A 15,912-nucleotide genomic window follows, 5' to 3' on the forward strand; every position below is an offset into this window, starting at 1 on the left:
ACGGAAATGCGGGTGCCCGCAGGGCGGGCCGCGAGGGATGATCCCGGGCATGAGCGATGCTGCGGAGCAGGTGGACGAGAAGTCGGCGGAGGAGCTGCTGCGGGAGCGGCGCCGCAACGCCGTACGGGCGGCGGGTCGGGTCCTGTGGCGCGGCGGGGTGAGCGGCACGATGCGGGAGCGGCTCGCGGCGCTGGCGCAGGCCGCCCCCGAGGTCCACGACGTGGACGAGCCCGGGGACATCTACGGCAACGGGGTCGTGACGGCCCTGGAGGAGCGGGTCGCGTCCCTGCTGGGCAAGGAGGCCGCGGCGTTCTTCCCGACGGGCACGATGGCCCAGCAGGTCGCCCTGCGCTGCTGGGCGGCCCGTACCGGGAACCCCGCGGTCGCCCTGCATCCGCTGGCCCACCCCGAGGTTCACGAACGCCATGCCTTCACGCAGGTCAGCGGCTTGCGCCCGGTGCGCCTGACGAGTGAGCCCCGGCTGCCCACCGCCGACGAGGTGCGTGACTTCGACGAGCCCTTCGGCGCGCTGATGTTGGAACTGCCGCTGCGCGACGCCGGATTCGTCCTGCCCACCTGGGAGGAGCTCACCGAGGTCGTGGAGGCGGCGCGGGAGCGCGACGCGGTGGTGCACTTCGACGGCGCGCGCCTGTGGGAGACCACCGTCCATTTCGGCCGCCCCCTGGAAGAGATCGCGGGCCTGGCGGACAGCGTCTACGTGTCGTTCTACAAGTCGCTCGAAGGCTTCGCCGGCGCGGCGCTGGCCGGCCCGAAGACGCTGGTGGACGAGGCGAAGACCTGGCGGCACCGGTACGGCGGGACGGCCTTCCAGCAGTTCCCGACGGCGCTGTCCGCGCTCGTCGGCCTGGAGCGCGAGCTGCCCAGACTGCCGGAGTACGTCCGCCACGCGCGCGTGGTGGCCGCCGCCCTGCGGGAAGGGTTCGCGGAGGCGGGCGTGCCGTGGGCGCGCGTGCACCCCGAGGAACCGCACACCCACCAGTTCCAGGTCTGGCTGCCCTACGACCCCGAGGTACTGGTCGAGGCGGCGCTGCGGCAGGCCGAGGAGACCGGGACGTATCTGTTCACCGGCTACTGGGACCGCGGCGGACCGGGCCTGGCCCTCGCCGAGGTCACCGTCGCCGCCGCCGGCCTGGGGTGGACGGCCGACGACGTGAAGGCGGCGGTGGCGGACTTCGTGGCCCGGCTGCCGCAGGGCTCAGTGGCCGGGGCGGAGCCGGCCGCCCAGCAGGCGCCGTAGCCGCCGCCGCGCGGGCCGTTCGGCGAGCACCGCGCGGAAGAGGCGGTAGTCCCGCCACTCGCGCACGACCCGCCAGTCGTGCGCGCCGGGCGCGGGCGGTGCGGGCTCGCCGTGCTGCTGGGCGCGGTAGGTGTCGAGGAGGTACTGCTGCGTGATGCTCATGCCTGATCGCCTTCTCGGGACGTGCTCCGACGGGGCGGGGGCCGCGGCTGCCCCGTCTTCCCAGGTTGCGCCGGTACGGCGGCGAAGTCGCGCCGATTGACGGCCGCCGTCAATCGGGGACGGCGTTGTCAGTGGCCGGGTGCACCATGAGGGCATGAGCGTGCGCATCGACATCACGGGGCTGCGGCCGGAAGGGGTCGCCGTCGTGCCCTCGCCCCTGGCCGAGCTCGGGATGGCGCTGCACGCGCTGGCCGAGCCGGGGCACCACCCGGGCCTGCAGGGGTGGGTGACGGGCGTGACGGCCGGCCTGGACCCGCATCTGGCCGACCGGATGTGCGACGCGGACTTCCTGTGGCGCTCGACGTTCTCGGACCTGTTCCTGCCGTACGCGGGCGTGCCGGGCGGCGCCCTCCCCGGTGCCACGCTCGCCGAGGAACTGGACCTGCTGGACAAGCTGAGTGACGAGCAGTTCGTCGACGCGGCCCTGGAGTTCAGCTGCGCGATGCCCTACGGCGTCGGCCCCAGTCCGCTCGCCGACACCGAGCTGGGGCGCCGCGCCCTGGAGCTGGCCGCCGCGCGGGGGCCGCGGCAGCAGCGGTTCAGCGAGCTGCTGCTGACCGATCCGCCCAAGATCCGGGCCTGGCTGCGGCAGTTCCTCCAGGACTGCGACGAGGCGTTCTTCGCGCAGGCCTGGGCCCGCCTGAGTCATCAGCTCGCGGCCGACGCCCGGCACAAGACCGACCTGCTGCGCCGCAAGGGCCTGGCCGAGGCCCTGGCCGCCGTCTCCCCGGCGATCACGCTCGACGAGGCCGCCGGGGAGATCACGGTCGACAAGCTGAGCGTGGGCCGTACGGCCACCGAGAGCGGCGCCCTGCTCCTCGTACCCACCAGTCTCGGCCGGCCCCACCTGTCCGTGCTGTACCGGCGGGACTGGCAGCCGGTGGTGCAGTACCCGGTCGGCTCGCCGGAGCTCACGCCTCCCTCGTCCGTGGAGCAGCTCGCGCTGCGGATGACGGCGCTGTCCCACCCCGTGCGGATGCGGATCTGCCGCAATCTGGCCCGCAGCGCCTACACCACGAGCGAGCTGGCGCAGGTGCACGGCATGACCGCCCCGGAGATATCCCGGCACCTGGGCGTGCTGAAGAAGGCGGGCCTGGTCTCCACGCGCCGCCGTGGCCGCTATGTCCAGCATCAGCTGGACATAGCCGTCGTGGCCCGGCTGGGCAGCGACTTCCTGGAGGGCATCCTGCGCTGACCGCGCCGCCCGCGCGGCTCAGTCGAACCGGATGTGCCGCACGCCGATCCGCGCCTGCCTGAGCCGCGTCCGCAGCGCACCCTCGTTGTTCGGCCGCAGCCGCAGCCCCGCGAGGACGGCGATGCGGTCGGCCGTCTTGGGCACGGTCGAGTCGTCCGTCCACAGATGTTCGGCGAACTCGGGCTCACGCAGCCGCTCCAGACAGTGGTCGAGCTGTTGCACCGCCCAGGTCTCACGCCCCAGACCGGCGTTCTTCCCGCCCACGAACTGAAGGAGGTGCCCGAAGCCGCGCTCCCGGAGCCGCTTCAAGACGGTCTCGCGCTGGGCGAGGAGCGTGAAGTGGCGTACGTCGTGGCCGAGTTCGCCGAGTCGGCCCACGGTCTCGGCGAAGTAACCGGAGTTCGTGACCGTCATGGGGGCGATGACCACGCCGTCGTGTTTGGTCAGGGCGAGGTCGAGGACCTCGACGACGCCCTGCCGCCAGGTCGTCAGATCCTGGAAGTCACCGCGGAGTTCGGGCGGCAGCATGCGGCGCAGCCCGAAGCCGGCGTGCTCGGGGTCGCAGACGACGCTGCCGGGCAGACGGCGCTGGATCTCGTACGCGGTCTGGGTCTTGCCGCCCCCGAAGGGGCCGTTGATCCAGAGGAGCATGCGCAGACCCTAGTGGGCGGCGGTCACGCGCGCGTCACGGTCGCCCGACTCAACCGTGCCCGCCGGCGCGCACCAGCCCCGTCTCGTACGCCAGGACGACCACCTGGACCCGGTCCCTGAGCCCGAGCTTGGTCAGGATGCGGCCCACATGGGTCTTCACGGTCGCCTCGGACAGCACCAGGCGGGCCGCGATCTCGCCGTTGGACAGCCCCTGGGCGACCAGGATCATGACCTCGCGCTCCCGGTCGGTGAGCCGCTCCAGCTCCTTGTGCTGGGGCTCCTTGCCGGCGCTCGGCAGCATCGGCGCGAACCGGTCGAGGAGGCGGCGGGTGGTCGAGGGGGCCACCACCGCGTCGCCGCTGTGCACCGCGCGGATCGCGGCGAGGAGCTCGCCGGGCGGCACGTCCTTGAGCATGAAGCCGGACGCGCCCGCCTTCAGCCCGGAGAAGGCGTACTCGTCGAGGTCGAAGGTGGTCAGGATCAGCACCTTCGGCGGGTTCTCCTCCTGGCAGATGCGCCGGGTGGTCTCCACGCCGTCCAGCTTGGGCATGCGCACGTCCATCAGCACCACGTCGACGGCCGTCGCGCGCAGCACCTGGAGGGCCTCGACGCCGTCGCCCGCCTCCGCGACGACCTCCATGTCCGGCTGGGCGGCGAGCACCATCCGGAACCCGGTGCGCAGCAGCACCTGGTCGTCGACGAGCATCACGCGGATCGTCATCGGGGCCTCTTCCGTCTCTCTACAGGGCTTCTTGATCGTTCGGCGGGGGCGTGACAGGTGTCAACAGGGGGCGTGCGTAGGCGTCAATGCGCCGGTTTGAGCGGGAGCAGGGCGCTGATACGGAATCCTCCGCCCGGACGCGGTCCCGCATCCAGCGTGCCGCCGACCATACCGACGCGCTCGCGCATCCCGATCAGGCCGTGGCCCTGGCCGTCGGCGCCGCCGTCCTCGTACAGCTCGTGGGGCGCACCCTTGCCGTCGTCCTCGACCAGCAGCCCGAGCCCGTCGTCGAAGTAGACCAGGCGCACGCTCGCGCCCGCGTTGGGCCCGCCGTGCTTGCGGGTGTTGGTGAGCGCCTCCTGCACGATGCGGTACGCCGTGAGCTCGACGCCGCTGGGCAGCGGGCGCGGGGTGCCCTCCACCTTGAAGTCGACGGGGAGGCCGGAGGTGCGGCACTGCTCGACCAGGTCGTCGATCTGTTCGACGTCGGGCTGCGGTACGTACTCCCCGACCTCCTGGTGCTCGCCGGTGCGCAGCACGCCCAGCAGGCGGCGCATCTCGGCGAGGGCCTGGCGGCCGGTCGAGGAGATCGTCTCCAGGGCCTTCCGCGCCTGGTCGGGCGCGGCGTCGAGGACATACGCGGCGCCGTCGGCCTGCACCACCATCACCGACACGTTGTGCGCGACCACGTCGTGGAGCTCGCGGGCGATCCGGGCGCGTTCGGCGGCGACCGCGACCTTCGCCTGCGCCTCGCGCTCCTTCTCGAGCCGGCTCGCGCGCTCCTCCAGCTGCGCGAAGTACGCGCGGCGGGTGCGCACCGAGTCGCCGAGCACCCAGGCCAGCGCGAACGGCACCGTCTGGAACACGATGAGCGCCGCGTTGGCCAGGGCGCTCGCGTCGTGGTTCCACCACCGCAGATGCGCCACGCACGCCGCGCTCAGCCCCATGGCGAGCGCGAGCCGGGACGCCCAGCGGGCGCCGGTCGCGGCGACGGTGTAGACGATCACGAGGAACGCGAAGTCGCCCGGCGTCGTCGAGACGTCCGTCAGCAGTTGGACGACGCCGATGGCGATGGCCAGGAGCAGCATCTTCTCCGGCATGCGCCGGCGCAGCGCGATCACCAGGCACAGCAGCAGGATGACCGGGATGATCGCGGCCTCCGCGTCGGTGCCCTCGTCCGACTGCTCGGCGACTTCGAACATGACCGAGATCCCGAACAGGAAGACGGCCCAGAAGCCGTCGACCCATGTCGGGTGCCTGCGGAGGAAGTCATAGAGGCGCTGCACGTAACCCAGCGTAGGGAAGCGTGATGTGTGCAGGGGTCAACCGGAGGGTCGATCCACGCGCCCCCGGCATACTCCCCAAGGTGGAGGCTCCGCTCCCCTGTACGCATAGTCTGGCGCCGTGACGGACGGGACGGCGGACGAGTGGCGCGGCTGGCGGGCGGCGACGGAGGCCGCCCTGTACGGCCCCGACGGCTTCTACCGCCGCCCTGAGGGCCCGGCCGGCCACTTCCGTACGTCCGTGCACGCGTCGCGGCTGTTCGCCGAGGCGGTGGCCCGGCTGCTGTGCCGGGTCGACGAGGCCCTGGAGCGGCCCGCGGCGCTCGACTTCGTCGACATGGCGGCCGGCCGGGGCGAGCTGGTCACCGGGGTGCTCGCGGCGCTGCCCGCGGACGTCGCGGCCCGCACGCGCGCGTACGCCGTGGAGATCGCCGACCGCCCGCCCGGCCTCGACCACCGGATCGAGTGGCTGCCCGAGCCCCCGCACACGATCACCGGGCTGCTGTTCGCCAACGAGTGGCTGGACAACGTGCCGGTCGAAGTCGCCGAGGTGGACGCCGCGGGGGTCGCGCGGCGGGTGCTCGTACGGCGGGACGGCACCGAACGTCTCGGCGAGCAGCTCTCCGCCGCGGAGGCGCGGTGGCTCGCGCGGTGGTGGCCGCTGCCCGCCGAGGAGGGGCTGCGGGCGGAGATCGGGCTGCCCCGGGACGAGGTGTGGGCGGACGCGGTCGGGTCCGTGGGGCGGGGGCTCGCGGTGGCGGTCGACTACGCGCACGCCGTGGACGCGCGCCCCCTGTTCGGGACGCTCACCGGGTTCCGCGCGGGGCGCGAGACGGCGCCCGTGCCGGACGGGTCGTGCGACATCACGGCGCACGTCGCGCTGGACGCGTGCACCCTCCCTGGAGGGCGCGTACTGGCGCAGCGCGAGGCACTGCGCGCCTTGGAGATCACAGGCGCACGCCCCCCGCTCGCGCTGGCGACCACACAACCCGCGGCCTACGTCCGCGCCCTCGCGAGCGCCGGCGAGGCCGCCGAACTCACCGCACCCGGGGGCCTCGGCGACTTCGGCTGGCTGCTCCAGCCCGTGGGCATCGAGCACGCGCCCCTGGGCGGCCTACTTGTCGATGTCCCCGACCACGAAGAACAGTGACCCGAGGATCGCCACCATGTCCGCCACCAGCGTCCCCGGGAGCAGCTCCACGAGGGCCTGGATGTTGTTGTACGACGCCGAGCGGAGCTTGAGCCGGTACGGGGTCTTCTCGCCCTTGCTGACGAGGTAGTAGCCGTTGATGCCGAGAGGGTTCTCGGTCCACGCGTACGTGTGGCCCTCGGGTGCCTTGAGGACCTTGGGGAGCCGCTGGTTGATCGGCCCCGGCTCCAGCTCGGCGAGCCGGTCCAGGCAGGCGTCGGCGAGGTCGAGGGCGTTGTGGGTCTGCTCCAGGAGGACCTCGAAGCGGGCGAGACAGTCGCCCTCCGTCCGGGTCACCACCTTCAGGGTGTCCTGGAGCTCCCCGTAGGCGAGGTACGGCTCGTCGCGGCGCAGGTCGAAGTCGACGCCGGAGGCGCGCGCGATGGGCCCGCTCACGCCGTAGGCGTGCACGGCCTGCGGGGCGAGAGCGCCCACGCCCCGCGTGCGCCCCCGGAAGATCTCGTTGCCGAGCACCAGGTCGTCGTACACGTCCATGCGGGAGCGCACGGCGGCGACGGCGGCACGCGCGCGTCCCGTCCAGCCGGCCGGGAGGTCCTCCTTGAGGCCGCCGACGCGGTTGAACATGTAGTGCATGCGCCCGCCGGAGACCTCCTCCATGACGTTCTGGAGCACCTCGCGCTCCCGGAACGCGTAGAAGACCGGCGTGATGCCGCCGAGCTCCAGGGGGTACGACCCGAGGAACATCAGGTGGTTGAGGACCCGGTTGAGCTCCGCGAGCAGCGTGCGCGTCCACACCGCGCGCGTGGGGACCTCCATGCCCAGCATGCGTTCGACGGCGAGCACCACGCCCAGCTCGTTGGAGAAGGCCGACAGCCAGTCGTGGCGGTTGGCGAGCATGATGATCTGCCGGTAGTCGCGCGCCTCGAAGAGCTTCTCCGCACCGCGGTGCATATAGCCGATCACCGGCTCCGCGTGCTGGATCCGCTCGCCGTCCAGGACGAGCCTGAGGCGCAGCACACCGTGCGTCGACGGGTGCTGGGGCCCGATGTTGAGCACCATGTCGGTGCTCTCCGCGGCGCCGCCGATACCGACCGTGGTCTCCGTCGTGGGAGTCATGGACACAGTCTCTCCTACGTACGCTGACCCTATGGAGACGGGGAGCGGGCAGGACACGGAACCGGTGGCGGGCGAGCCGGTGTGGATCGGGCTGCCCCCTGGGCTGCTGCGGATGCGACGGCTGTTGCTGGTGGTGTGGCTGGGGCTGACCGCCCTCGCGCTGGGTCTGCTGCTCGGCCTGTTCGCGGGCCCGGTCTGGGCCGCCCTCGCGCTGCTGCCGCTCGCCGCCATCGCCTGGGGCTGGGTGATGCTCGGCCGCAACTGGGCCTCCTGGCGCTACGCCGAGCGCGCGGACGACCTGCTGATCAGCCGGGGTGTGCTGTGGCGCGAGGAGACGGTCGTGCCGTACGGACGGATGCAGCTCGTCGAGGTCACCTCAGGCCCCGTGGAGCGGCACTTCGGGCTCGCCAGCGTCCAGCTCCACACGGCCGCCGCGGCGACCGACGCCACCATCCCCGGCCTGGAACCGGCCGAGGCGGAACGGCTGCGCGACCGGCTCACCGAGCTCGGCGAGGCCCGATCGGCGGGCCTGTGACGACGCCGGGTCTCGACGACGGCGTGCCCGGGCTGCGGGCCAAGCCGCCGGTGACCGAGCGGCGGCTGCACCCCGTGACCCCGCTCAGACGGGCGTGGGCACCCGTGGCGGTGCTCATCGGGTGGGCGGTGCACGACCCCGACCAGGCGCAGCGCCAGCTGACCCGGCTCACCACCACGACCCTGCTGATCGCGGTCGCCGTCCTGGTCCCGGCCGCCGCCCTGTACGGCTTCCTCACCTGGTGGTACACGCACTTCGCGGTCACCGAGTCCGAACTGCGCATCCGTACCGGTCTGGTGTTCCGGCGCACCGTGCACATCCGGCTGGAACGCATCCAGGCCGTCGACGTCACCCAGCCGCTCCTCGCGCGCGTGGCGGGCGTCGCCAAGCTGAAACTCGACGTCATAGGCGCCGACAAGAAGGACGAGCTCGCCTTCCTGGGGGAGCGTGAGGCGCGCACACTCCGCGCGGAACTCCTCGCGCGCGCCGCCGGGTTCGCGCCCGAGACGGCGCACGAGGTCGGCGAGGCTCCGGCGCGCGAGCTGCTGCGCACGCCCCCGCGCGACCTCGCGACCGCCCTCGTCCTGACGGGCGCCACCTGGGGCGCGCTGGTCGCCGCCCTCGTCGTACCGCCCGTCCTGTGGTTCGCCACCCACAGCCTGTGGACGGTCCTCGCCACCGGGCTGCCCCTGCTCGGCGCGGCGGGCGCGAGCAGCGTGGGGCGGTTCGTCGGCGAGTACGACTGGACCGTGGGCGAGTCGCCCGACGGACTGCGGATCGACCACGGACTCCTGGACCGCTCGCACGAGACGGTGCCCCCAGGGCGCGTGCAGACCGTGCGGATCGTGGAGCCGTTGCTGTGGCGGCGGCGCGGCTGGGTGCGGGTGGAGCTGGACGTCGCCGGGTCGTCCAACTCGGTGCTGGTGCCGGTCGCCCCGCGCGAGGTCGCCGAGGCCGTCGTCGCGCGCGTGCTGCCCGGCGTGACGGTGCCGCCGCCGGCCGCGCTGTCCCGGCCGCCGCGACGCGCCGGACGGTGCGTGCCGGTGTGGTGGCGCGGCCACGGACTCGCCGTCACGGACGCGGTGTTCGCGGCCCGGCAGGGACTCCTGAGGCGCAGCGTCGCCCTCGTGCCGCACGCCAAGGTCCAGAGCGTACGGCTCGTTCAAGGCCCCTGGCGGCGCCTGTGGGGGCTCGCCGACGTCCATGTGGACACGGGGGCCGGCAAGACCGTCACAGCCCGTCTGCGGGACGCGGAGGAGGCGGCGGAGCTGCTGCGGGCGCAGGCCGAGCGCTCACGGACGGGACGCCGCGACGCGCTGCCGGACCGCTGGATGGCCTGACGGCGGCGCTGCCGCGCCACGAGCCAGAGGCACGACTGGTCACGAAAACGGTGAGGCCGCGCGGCCCCCGACCGGGAACCACGCGGCCTCACCGCCAGGCGACTCGCTCAGGACACCGCGCTGCGCAGCCCCTGCACGTCGATCTGCTCCGTCTCGTCGTGTGCCGTCAGGTCGATGACCTGGCCGACACCGCGCGACTGAGCGTCGGCCGGCTTGAACTCCGCCTCGGCCTCGGCCTTGTGGAGCGCAAGCGCCTCCTGGCCGACCACGTCGGCGAGGTCCTCGTTCTGCACCGCCTCCAGGGCGGCGGACGCCTTCTGCATGCCGAAGAAGTCGAAACCGCCCTCGACCGTCGGACGCCGCACGGGCGCCGCCGGGACGACGGCCACCGCGGTCGGCGCGACGAAGTGTCCGGAGGGCTGCTGCACGGGCTGGGCCGGCTTGGCCGTCGTGGTGGGGGTGATGGCGACCGCGCGCTCGTGCTCGTCGGCCGCCACGGGCTGCCCCTGCGCCTCGTCCTCCTGCGCGGACTGCGCGGCCTCCACTGCGGAGTCGCCGGAGGCGTGGACCTCGGCGGCGACGGGGCCGGCCTGGGCCGGCACGTGCTTGGTGGGGCTGTCGCCCTTGGGACCGCCGTCGCCGTCCGGCGTGCCGTCCCCCTTCGGGGAGCCGTCGCCCTTGGGCGAGCCCTCGCCCTGGGGAGCATCCGTAGCGACATCCGTAGAGGCGTCCGTGGAAGCCTCCTTGGAGGCGTGCACAGAGACTTCCTCGGGAGCCTCGGCGACTTCCCCGGGAGCCTCGGCGACTTCCCCGGGCGTCTCGGCGACTTCCTCGGGCGTCTCGGCGTCGGCGTCACCCTTGCCGGCAGCCTCCGCGTCGAGCTTCGCCAGCGCCACCTTGGCCCGCAGGAACAGCTGAGAACCCTCCGGCGAGAAGATCGCGGGCGTCTCCGGCTCGTCGTCGGCGGCCTCCACGACCTCCGGACCCGCCACCGCCTCCGCGCTCTCCGCCTCGTCGTCGACCGAGGCAGCCACAGCCTCGTCCTCCTCGACGCCGGCCGCGGGAACCGGCACCGGAGGCAGCGCGCGGGCCGGCGCGGCCTCTATCTCCAGGAGACGGCGGCCCTCCAGGGCGCTCGCGCGCTCGGTCTCCGCCGTGGCGTACCGGCGCAGCAGCGCCGCGTGCTCATTGCGCAGGCCCGCGAGTTCGGAGCGCTTGGCCCGCAGCCGCTGCTCCAGCTTGGCGCGCAGTTCGCGCGACTCCTCGAGGTCGGTCTCCAGTTCGGCGACCCGCTCCTCGAACCGCCACTCGTCGCCGGCACGCGCGCGCGTGAGGTCGGCGACCTGCTTGCCGGCCTGCGCGTCCCAGCGGCGCATGACGGCAGCACCGACCACCGCCGTCGCCGCGGCGCTCGCGGCGATGACACGCAGCACGGCCTGTTGCGAGAACACCCAGGGTCCGAAGGCGCAGACGAGCGAGACGCCTGCGATCGCCGACGGGGGAAGCAGCCTGTGCAAAGGCGGTGAATGGCGGTGACGTCCACGTGGCATGGCCAGAAACTTACCGCGCGTAGGCGAACCGTGGTGCCCCGGCCCGTAAAAACACAGCCATCCCGAGGCCTTCACACGACATCAGGAATCAGACCGGCCACCGAATTCGACACCGCCAAGATCATTTCCGGTCTCATCGGTCGCTCAACCGCCCGCTGATCCACTGGAGAGTCGCCGGAATCTCCCGCCGCCAGGTGTTGAAGTTGTGCCCGCCGCTTTCGAGGATGATCGACGAGATGCGGGTCCGGCCGTTCTCCTTGACGCGCTCTATGAACTTCAGGGTGTCCTTGTAGTTGGACTCGCCCACCTTGCTGCTGCTGACGAGCAGTGAAGTGTCGGGGGCCGGCTCGTGCTTGAGGTACCACCACAGGTCGGCGCGGTTGCGGAGTTCCTCGTTCCCCTGGAAGAGATCACCCGTGGTGGGGTCGATGGGCGCCTTGTAGTACGGCGAAAGGCCCGCCCCCGCGGCGTACACCTCGGGATGGTGCATGGCGAGCTTCAGCGCGCAGTAACCGCCCGTGGAGTCACCGATGACGCCCCAGCTGCCCGGCTTCTTCCCCACCCGGTAGTGCGCGAGTACGGCGTCCGGCAGATCTTTGGCGAAGAACGACTCCGTCTGCGGTCCGTTCGGAATGTCGACGCACTCCGTGTCCCGCGGCGGCGCGACCGTCGGCCGCAGCATCACCAGGATCATCGGCTGCATACGGCCGTCCTTGGCGAGCTCCAACGCCGTGCTCGGATAGTGGAGTTTGTCGACCAGCGCCCGCGCGGTGCCCGGATAACCGGTGAGGACCACGGCCGCCGGGAACGTACGCGTGCGGTACTGGGGCTGGAAGTACTCCGGCGGCAGGTAGACGTACGCGGACGTCGCGATGTGCGTCGTACGGCCCACTATGTCGACCTGCTGGATCTGTCCGGCGCGCTGCGGCCGCCCGCTGCCGGTCTCCTTGACCCGTCCCACGTCCGTCACCTGGAGCGGTCCGCCGGAGCCGCTGTTCGCCGTGTGGTCCATGACGACGCCCTGCTCGTCCTCCTGACCGAACAGGTCGGCCCAGCTCGCGTAGAACCCGAAGGCCTGGTTGGCGCCGAGCCCGAGCGCCGCGAACAGCGCCAGCTGGGTCGCGAACAGCAGGCCCACGCGCCCGCTGACGGCCCGCCAGCTGCGCCGGGCCAGCCGTGGCCACAGCCATACCGTGCCGACGAACAGAGCCACGGCCGACGCGATCGCCAGCACCAGCACGTTGTTGCCCGTGAGACCCATGGTTGCTTCCTGCCTGCGCTTTCTCCCCGTACCGACGCGCCTCCCGCGGATCTTCGCGAGGGCTTGTCCGGCCCTTTTCCCGGCCTTTGAACCGGCTTTGGAGAAGTGAGTGAACCTCTCTCCCCGAGACACCGTCCTAGAGGGCGCAATGTCGCCGGATGCCCGAATCGGGCCCGGATCCAAGGTCTCTCGCAGAACTACGGGATGCGATGTCTGTCAGGACAGATGAGGAAATGTCGGGCGGGGTTCCGAGCCGATCACCGCGTGTGCGGCGCGTACTGCGCGGCCCGCGCCCTGAGGCCGTCCCGGTCCTGGTCGCCAGAGCCTGCGCGGTGGTGGGGCTTCTGGACATTGCCGCGGGGGTGTTCCCGCGCTTCCGTCACAGCCGTATGCACACCCTGGCCGAGGTGCTGCCCGGCGCGCTCGGGCCGTTCGCCGCGGCGCTCTCGCTGAGCGCCGGTGTGCTGCTGCTCCTGCTCGCGCACGGCCTCAGGCGCCACAAGCGGCGGGCCTGGCGGGCCGCCGTGGTCCTGCTGCCGGTCGGCGCGGTCGCGCAGTTCACGTACCGCCACTCCCCGGTGGGCGTGCTGATCTCGCTCGCCCTGCTCGCGCCGCTGCTGATCCACCGCGACCAGTTCAAGGCGCTGCCCGACCCGCGCAGCCGCTGGCGCGCGCTCGCCAACTTCGTCCTCATGGGCGCCGGTTCCCTCTTCCTCGGACTGGTCATCGTCAGCGTCCACCCCAGGACGCTGGTCGGCGACCCGAGCCTGGCCGATCGCATTACGCACGTCCTGTACGGCCTCTTCGGCTTCGAGGGCCCGGTCGACTACCAGGGCAACACCTCCTGGACGGTCGCCTTCTCCCTCGGCGCCCTGGGCCTGCTCACGGCCATCACCACGATCTACCTGGCCTTCCGCCCCGAACACCCCGCCGCGCGCCTCACAGAGGACGACGAGGTCCGTCTGCGGGCCCTGCTGGACAAGCACGGCGGGCGCGACTCCCTCGGCCACTTCGCCCTGCGCCGCGACAAGGCCGTCGTCTTCTCCCCCAGCGGCAAGGCCGCGGTGACCTACCGCGTCGTCTCCGGCGTCATGCTCGCCAGCGGCGACCCCATCGGCGACGTCGAGGCCTGGCCCGGCGCCATCGAGCGCTTCATGGACGAGGCCAGGGCCCACTCCTGGACGCCCGCCGTCATGGGCTGCTCGGAGACGGGCGGCGAGGTCTGGACCCGCGAGACCGGCCTGGACGCCCTCGAACTGGGCGACGAGGCGGTGGTGGACGTCGCGGATTTCTCCCTCGCCGGGCGCGCGATGCGCAACGTGCGCCAGATGGTCAAGCGCATCGAGCGCGCGGGGTACGAGACCCGCGTACGGCGCGTCCGTGACCTCGGCGACGCCGAGCTGGAGCGCGTCCGCCGCGCCGCCGACGACTGGCGCGGCACCGACACCGAGCGCGGCTTCTCCATGGCGCTGGGCCGCATCGGCGACCTCGCCGACGGCGACTGCCTGATCGCCACCGCCCACAAGACCGACGAACAGCCCGGTGAGTACGGCGACCTCAAGGCGATCCTGCACTTCGTGCCCTGGGGCCACGACGGCGCCTCCCTGGACCTGATGCGCCGCGACCGCTCGGCGGACCCCGGTATGAACGAACTCCTCATCGTGGCCGCGCTCCAGGCCGCCCCCAAGTTCGGCATCACGCGCGTGTCGCTCAACTTCGCCATGTTCCGCTCCGCCCTCGCGCGCGGCGAGAAGATCGGCGCGGGCCCGGTACTGCGCGCCTGGCGCGGACTGCTGGTCTTCCTCTCCCGCTGGTTCCAGATCGAGTCCCTGTACAAGTTCAACGCCAAGTTCCAGCCCCGCTGGGAACCCCGCTTCGTCGTCTACCGCGCCTCGGGCGACCTGCCCCGCATCGGCTTCGCCGCCATGCAGGCCGAGGGCTTCGTGAACCTCGCCCTGCCCCTGCCGCGGTTCCTGCGCCGCCGCCGGACCGCCGCACGCGCGTGCGCGCACGCGGTGGCGGAAAGAGACGTCCGCGCGGCATGACCCCGAAACAGCCGGGCCGCCCAAGGACAGGCCCGGGCGGAAGCCCCACCCCCTCTCCAGCCCGGGGGCTTCCGCTCGGGCCGCACGCCGGTACGGCTCCGCGCGGGGCCTAGGCTGAACGTATGAGCAAGCAGAGCGGACGCGGGCGCGTCGTCGGCCTACCGGCATGGGACCGCTGCGCGGTCATGGGGGTCGTGAACGTCACGCCCGACTCCTTCTCCGACGGCGGCCGCTGGTTCGACACGACCGCAGCCGTCAAGCACGGCCTCGCCCTCGTCGCGGAGGGCGCCGACCTGGTCGACGTCGGCGGCGAGTCGACCCGCCCCGGCGCCACCCGCGTCGACGAGGCCGAGGAGCTCAAGCGCGTCATCCCGGTCGTCCGCGGCCTCGCCTCCGAGGGCGTCACCGTCTCCGTGGACACCATGCGTGCCTCCGTCGCCGCCCAGTCCCTCGCCGCCGGCGCCGCCCTCGTCAACGACGTCAGCGGCGGCCTCGCCGACCCCGCGATGATCCCGGTCGTCGCCGAGGCGGGCGCCCCCTTCGTCGTCATGCACTGGCGCGGCTTCCTGGAGGGCGGCAACGTCAGGGGCATCTACGCCGACGTCGTCACCGAAGTCATCGACGAACTGCACGCACGCGTGGAGGCCGTCCTCGCCGGCGGTGTCTCCCCCGACCGCATCGTCGTCGACCCCGGGCTGGGCTTCTCCAAGGACGCCGAGCACGACCTCGTCCTGCTCGCCCACCTCGACCGCCTGCTCGCCCTCGGCCACCCGCTGCTCGTCGCCGCCTCCCGCAAACGCTTCCTCGGTCGCGTCCTCGCCTCCGACCCGGAGGCAGCCCCGCCGCCCGCCCGCGAGCGCGACGCCGCGACGGCCGCCGTCTCCGCACTCGCGGCGCACGCCGGCGCATGGGCGGTGCGCGTGCACGAGGTGCGCGCGACGGCGGACGCGGTGCGGGTCGCGCGCGCCGTGGAAGGGGCGCGCGAAGCAAACAACAGCGCAGAGGGAGACCGGTGAGCACCGCCCACACCGACGTCGAGCAGGTGGAAGCCGCCAACACCGCCTACTACGAGGCGATGGAGCGCGGCGACTTCGAGGAACTCTCCTCGCTCTGGCTCACCCCCGCCGACCTGGGCGTCGACGAGGAGTACCACGATCCCGCAGACGCGGGCGGGATCTCCTGCGTGCACCCCGGCTGGCCCGTGCTCACCGGCCGCGGCGAGGTCCTCAGGTCGTACGCGCTGATCATGGCGAACACCGACTACATCCAGTTCTTCCTCACCGACGTCCATGTCTCCGTCACGGGTGACACCGCCCTGGTGACCTGTACCGAGAACATCCTCAGCGGCGGCCCCGCCCCCGAGGGCGGCGAGGAGCTCGGCCCGCTCGTCGGCCAGCTGGTGGTCGCCAGCAACGTGTTCCACCGCACCCCGTCCGGCTGGAAGCTCTGGTCCCACCACGCCTCCCCCGTTCTGGCCGAGAACGACGAGCCCGAAGGGGACGAGACCCCGTCCTGAGTGGGTAGGCGCACCTTGGGGCGCCCCGGACCATGCACCGGACGGACCAAGAAGTGGTTGAGATCACGA

15 protein-coding genes are annotated in these 15,912 nt (G+C 72.6%); 8 read left to right on the top strand and 7 right to left on the bottom strand.

What is annotated here, in order from left to right; genetic code table 11:
- The first annotated feature begins 49 nt into the window (after positions 1–49).
- Positions 50–1,258: a threonine aldolase family protein gene (locus OG885_RS20450; RefSeq protein WP_405733611.1), complete on the top strand. Its 1,209-nt coding sequence runs from the start codon at positions 50–52 to the stop codon at positions 1,256–1,258.
- Here OG885_RS20450 and OG885_RS20455 read toward each other — a convergent pair.
- A complete protein-coding gene (locus OG885_RS20455; RefSeq protein WP_405733614.1) occupies positions 1,217–1,420 on the bottom strand; it encodes a hypothetical protein in 204 nt (67 codons plus the stop codon). The two genes, OG885_RS20450 and OG885_RS20455, sit on opposite strands and share 42 nt — an antisense overlap.
- A gap of 154 nt (positions 1,421–1,574) precedes the next feature.
- Here OG885_RS20455 and OG885_RS20460 point away from each other — a divergent pair, with 154 nt between their 5' ends.
- Entirely contained in the window at positions 1,575–2,675 is a 1,101-nt protein-coding gene (locus OG885_RS20460) for a DUF5937 family protein (RefSeq protein WP_405733617.1), read from the top strand.
- 18 nt (positions 2,676–2,693) lie between these two features.
- On the opposite strand, the gene OG885_RS20465 is transcribed toward OG885_RS20460, so the two are convergent.
- The 3 genes from OG885_RS20465 to OG885_RS20475 form a co-directional block, all read right to left on the bottom strand.
- Positions 2,694–3,326: an AAA family ATPase gene (locus OG885_RS20465; protein ID WP_405733620.1), complete on the bottom strand. Its 633-nt coding sequence runs from the start codon at positions 3,324–3,326 to the stop codon at positions 2,694–2,696.
- A 49-nt stretch (positions 3,327–3,375) separates the two neighbouring features.
- Positions 3,376–4,047 (bottom strand): response regulator, encoded by a 672-nt coding sequence (locus OG885_RS20470; protein ID WP_399952098.1) that lies wholly within the window; start codon positions 4,045–4,047, stop codon positions 3,376–3,378.
- 83 nt (positions 4,048–4,130) lie between these two features.
- Positions 4,131–5,333, bottom strand: coding sequence for a sensor histidine kinase (locus OG885_RS20475; protein ID WP_405733625.1), 1,203 nt, complete (start codon positions 5,331–5,333; stop codon positions 4,131–4,133).
- A 118-nt stretch (positions 5,334–5,451) separates the two neighbouring features.
- Here OG885_RS20475 and OG885_RS20480 point away from each other — a divergent pair, with 118 nt between their 5' ends.
- On the top strand, positions 5,452–6,480 hold the full coding sequence (locus OG885_RS20480; RefSeq protein ID WP_405733628.1) for an SAM-dependent methyltransferase: 1,029 nt from the start codon (positions 5,452–5,454) through the stop codon (positions 6,478–6,480).
- Here OG885_RS20480 and OG885_RS20485 read toward each other — a convergent pair.
- Positions 6,445–7,596, bottom strand: coding sequence for an NADH-quinone oxidoreductase subunit D (locus OG885_RS20485; protein ID WP_399952104.1), 1,152 nt, complete (start codon positions 7,594–7,596; stop codon positions 6,445–6,447). The genes OG885_RS20480 and OG885_RS20485 overlap by 36 nt on opposite strands.
- A gap of 31 nt (positions 7,597–7,627) precedes the next feature.
- On the opposite strand from OG885_RS20485, the gene OG885_RS20490 reads away from it, so the two are divergent.
- Both OG885_RS20490 and OG885_RS20495 read left to right on the top strand, forming a co-directional pair.
- Positions 7,628–8,131 carry a PH domain-containing protein gene (locus OG885_RS20490; protein ID WP_405733631.1) on the top strand — a complete coding sequence of 168 codons (504 nt, stop codon included), beginning with the start codon at positions 7,628–7,630 and terminating at the stop codon, positions 8,129–8,131.
- Complete coding sequence (locus OG885_RS20495) at positions 8,128–9,471, top strand: PH domain-containing protein (RefSeq protein ID WP_405733634.1); 1,344 nt, start codon at positions 8,128–8,130, stop codon at positions 9,469–9,471. Before OG885_RS20490 ends, OG885_RS20495 begins: the two co-directional genes overlap by 4 nt.
- A gap of 107 nt (positions 9,472–9,578) precedes the next feature.
- Here the strand turns inward: OG885_RS20495 and OG885_RS20500 are convergent, their stop codons facing one another.
- Together OG885_RS20500 and OG885_RS20505 are read right to left on the bottom strand one after the other, a co-directional pair.
- The gene (locus tag OG885_RS20500) at positions 9,579–11,021 is read right to left on the bottom strand and encodes a hypothetical protein (RefSeq protein WP_405733637.1); all 1,443 of its coding nucleotides are present in this window, start codon (positions 11,019–11,021) and stop codon (positions 9,579–9,581) included.
- Between the two features lie 133 nt (positions 11,022–11,154).
- Positions 11,155–12,282, bottom strand: a complete 1,128-nt coding sequence (locus OG885_RS20505) for an alpha/beta hydrolase (RefSeq protein WP_405733640.1) — start codon at positions 12,280–12,282, stop codon at positions 11,155–11,157.
- 233 nt (positions 12,283–12,515) lie between these two features.
- Between OG885_RS20505 and OG885_RS20510 the strand changes: the two genes are divergently transcribed.
- From OG885_RS20510 to OG885_RS20520, 3 genes are all read left to right on the top strand, one after another.
- Positions 12,516–14,327, top strand: coding sequence for a phosphatidylglycerol lysyltransferase domain-containing protein (locus OG885_RS20510; RefSeq protein ID WP_405733643.1), 1,812 nt, complete (start codon positions 12,516–12,518; stop codon positions 14,325–14,327).
- A 122-nt stretch (positions 14,328–14,449) separates the two neighbouring features.
- Complete coding sequence (folP, locus tag OG885_RS20515; RefSeq protein ID WP_405733646.1) at positions 14,450–15,343, top strand: dihydropteroate synthase; 894 nt, start codon at positions 14,450–14,452, stop codon at positions 15,341–15,343.
- Positions 15,340–15,843 carry a nuclear transport factor 2 family protein gene (locus OG885_RS20520; protein ID WP_405733649.1) on the top strand — a complete coding sequence of 168 codons (504 nt, stop codon included), beginning with the start codon at positions 15,340–15,342 and terminating at the stop codon, positions 15,841–15,843. The genes folP and OG885_RS20520 overlap by 4 nt, the downstream gene beginning before the upstream one ends.
- Positions 15,844–15,912: the final 69 nt, after the last annotated feature.

The organism is Streptomyces sp. NBC_00028, assembly GCF_045041065.1.
GTDB lineage: Bacteria > Actinomycetota > Actinomycetes > Streptomycetales > Streptomycetaceae > Streptomyces.

What these genes read in the sequence shown, in the direction of transcription:
- folP (WP_405733646.1), top strand. Translation starts at nt 14,450, where the DNA reads ATGAGCAAGCAGAGCGGACGCGGGCGCGTCGTCGGCCTACCGGCATGG.
- OG885_RS20505 (WP_405733640.1), bottom strand. Translation starts at nt 12,282, where the DNA reads ATGGGTCTCACGGGCAACAACGTGCTGGTGCTGGCGATCGCGTCGGCC.
- OG885_RS20490 (WP_405733631.1), top strand. Translation starts at nt 7,628, where the DNA reads ATGGAGACGGGGAGCGGGCAGGACACGGAACCGGTGGCGGGCGAGCCG.
- OG885_RS20510 (WP_405733643.1), top strand. Translation starts at nt 12,516, where the DNA reads ATGTCGGGCGGGGTTCCGAGCCGATCACCGCGTGTGCGGCGCGTACTG.
- OG885_RS20465 (WP_405733620.1), bottom strand. Translation starts at nt 3,326, where the DNA reads ATGCTCCTCTGGATCAACGGCCCCTTCGGGGGCGGCAAGACCCAGACC.
- OG885_RS20450 (WP_405733611.1), top strand. Translation starts at nt 50, where the DNA reads ATGAGCGATGCTGCGGAGCAGGTGGACGAGAAGTCGGCGGAGGAGCTG.
- OG885_RS20460 (WP_405733617.1), top strand. Translation starts at nt 1,575, where the DNA reads ATGAGCGTGCGCATCGACATCACGGGGCTGCGGCCGGAAGGGGTCGCC.
- OG885_RS20455 (WP_405733614.1), bottom strand. Translation starts at nt 1,420, where the DNA reads ATGAGCATCACGCAGCAGTACCTCCTCGACACCTACCGCGCCCAGCAG.
- OG885_RS20485 (WP_399952104.1), bottom strand. Translation starts at nt 7,596, where the DNA reads ATGACTCCCACGACGGAGACCACGGTCGGTATCGGCGGCGCCGCGGAG.
- OG885_RS20500 (WP_405733637.1), bottom strand. Translation starts at nt 11,021, where the DNA reads ATGCCACGTGGACGTCACCGCCATTCACCGCCTTTGCACAGGCTGCTT.
- OG885_RS20470 (WP_399952098.1), bottom strand. Translation starts at nt 4,047, where the DNA reads ATGACGATCCGCGTGATGCTCGTCGACGACCAGGTGCTGCTGCGCACC.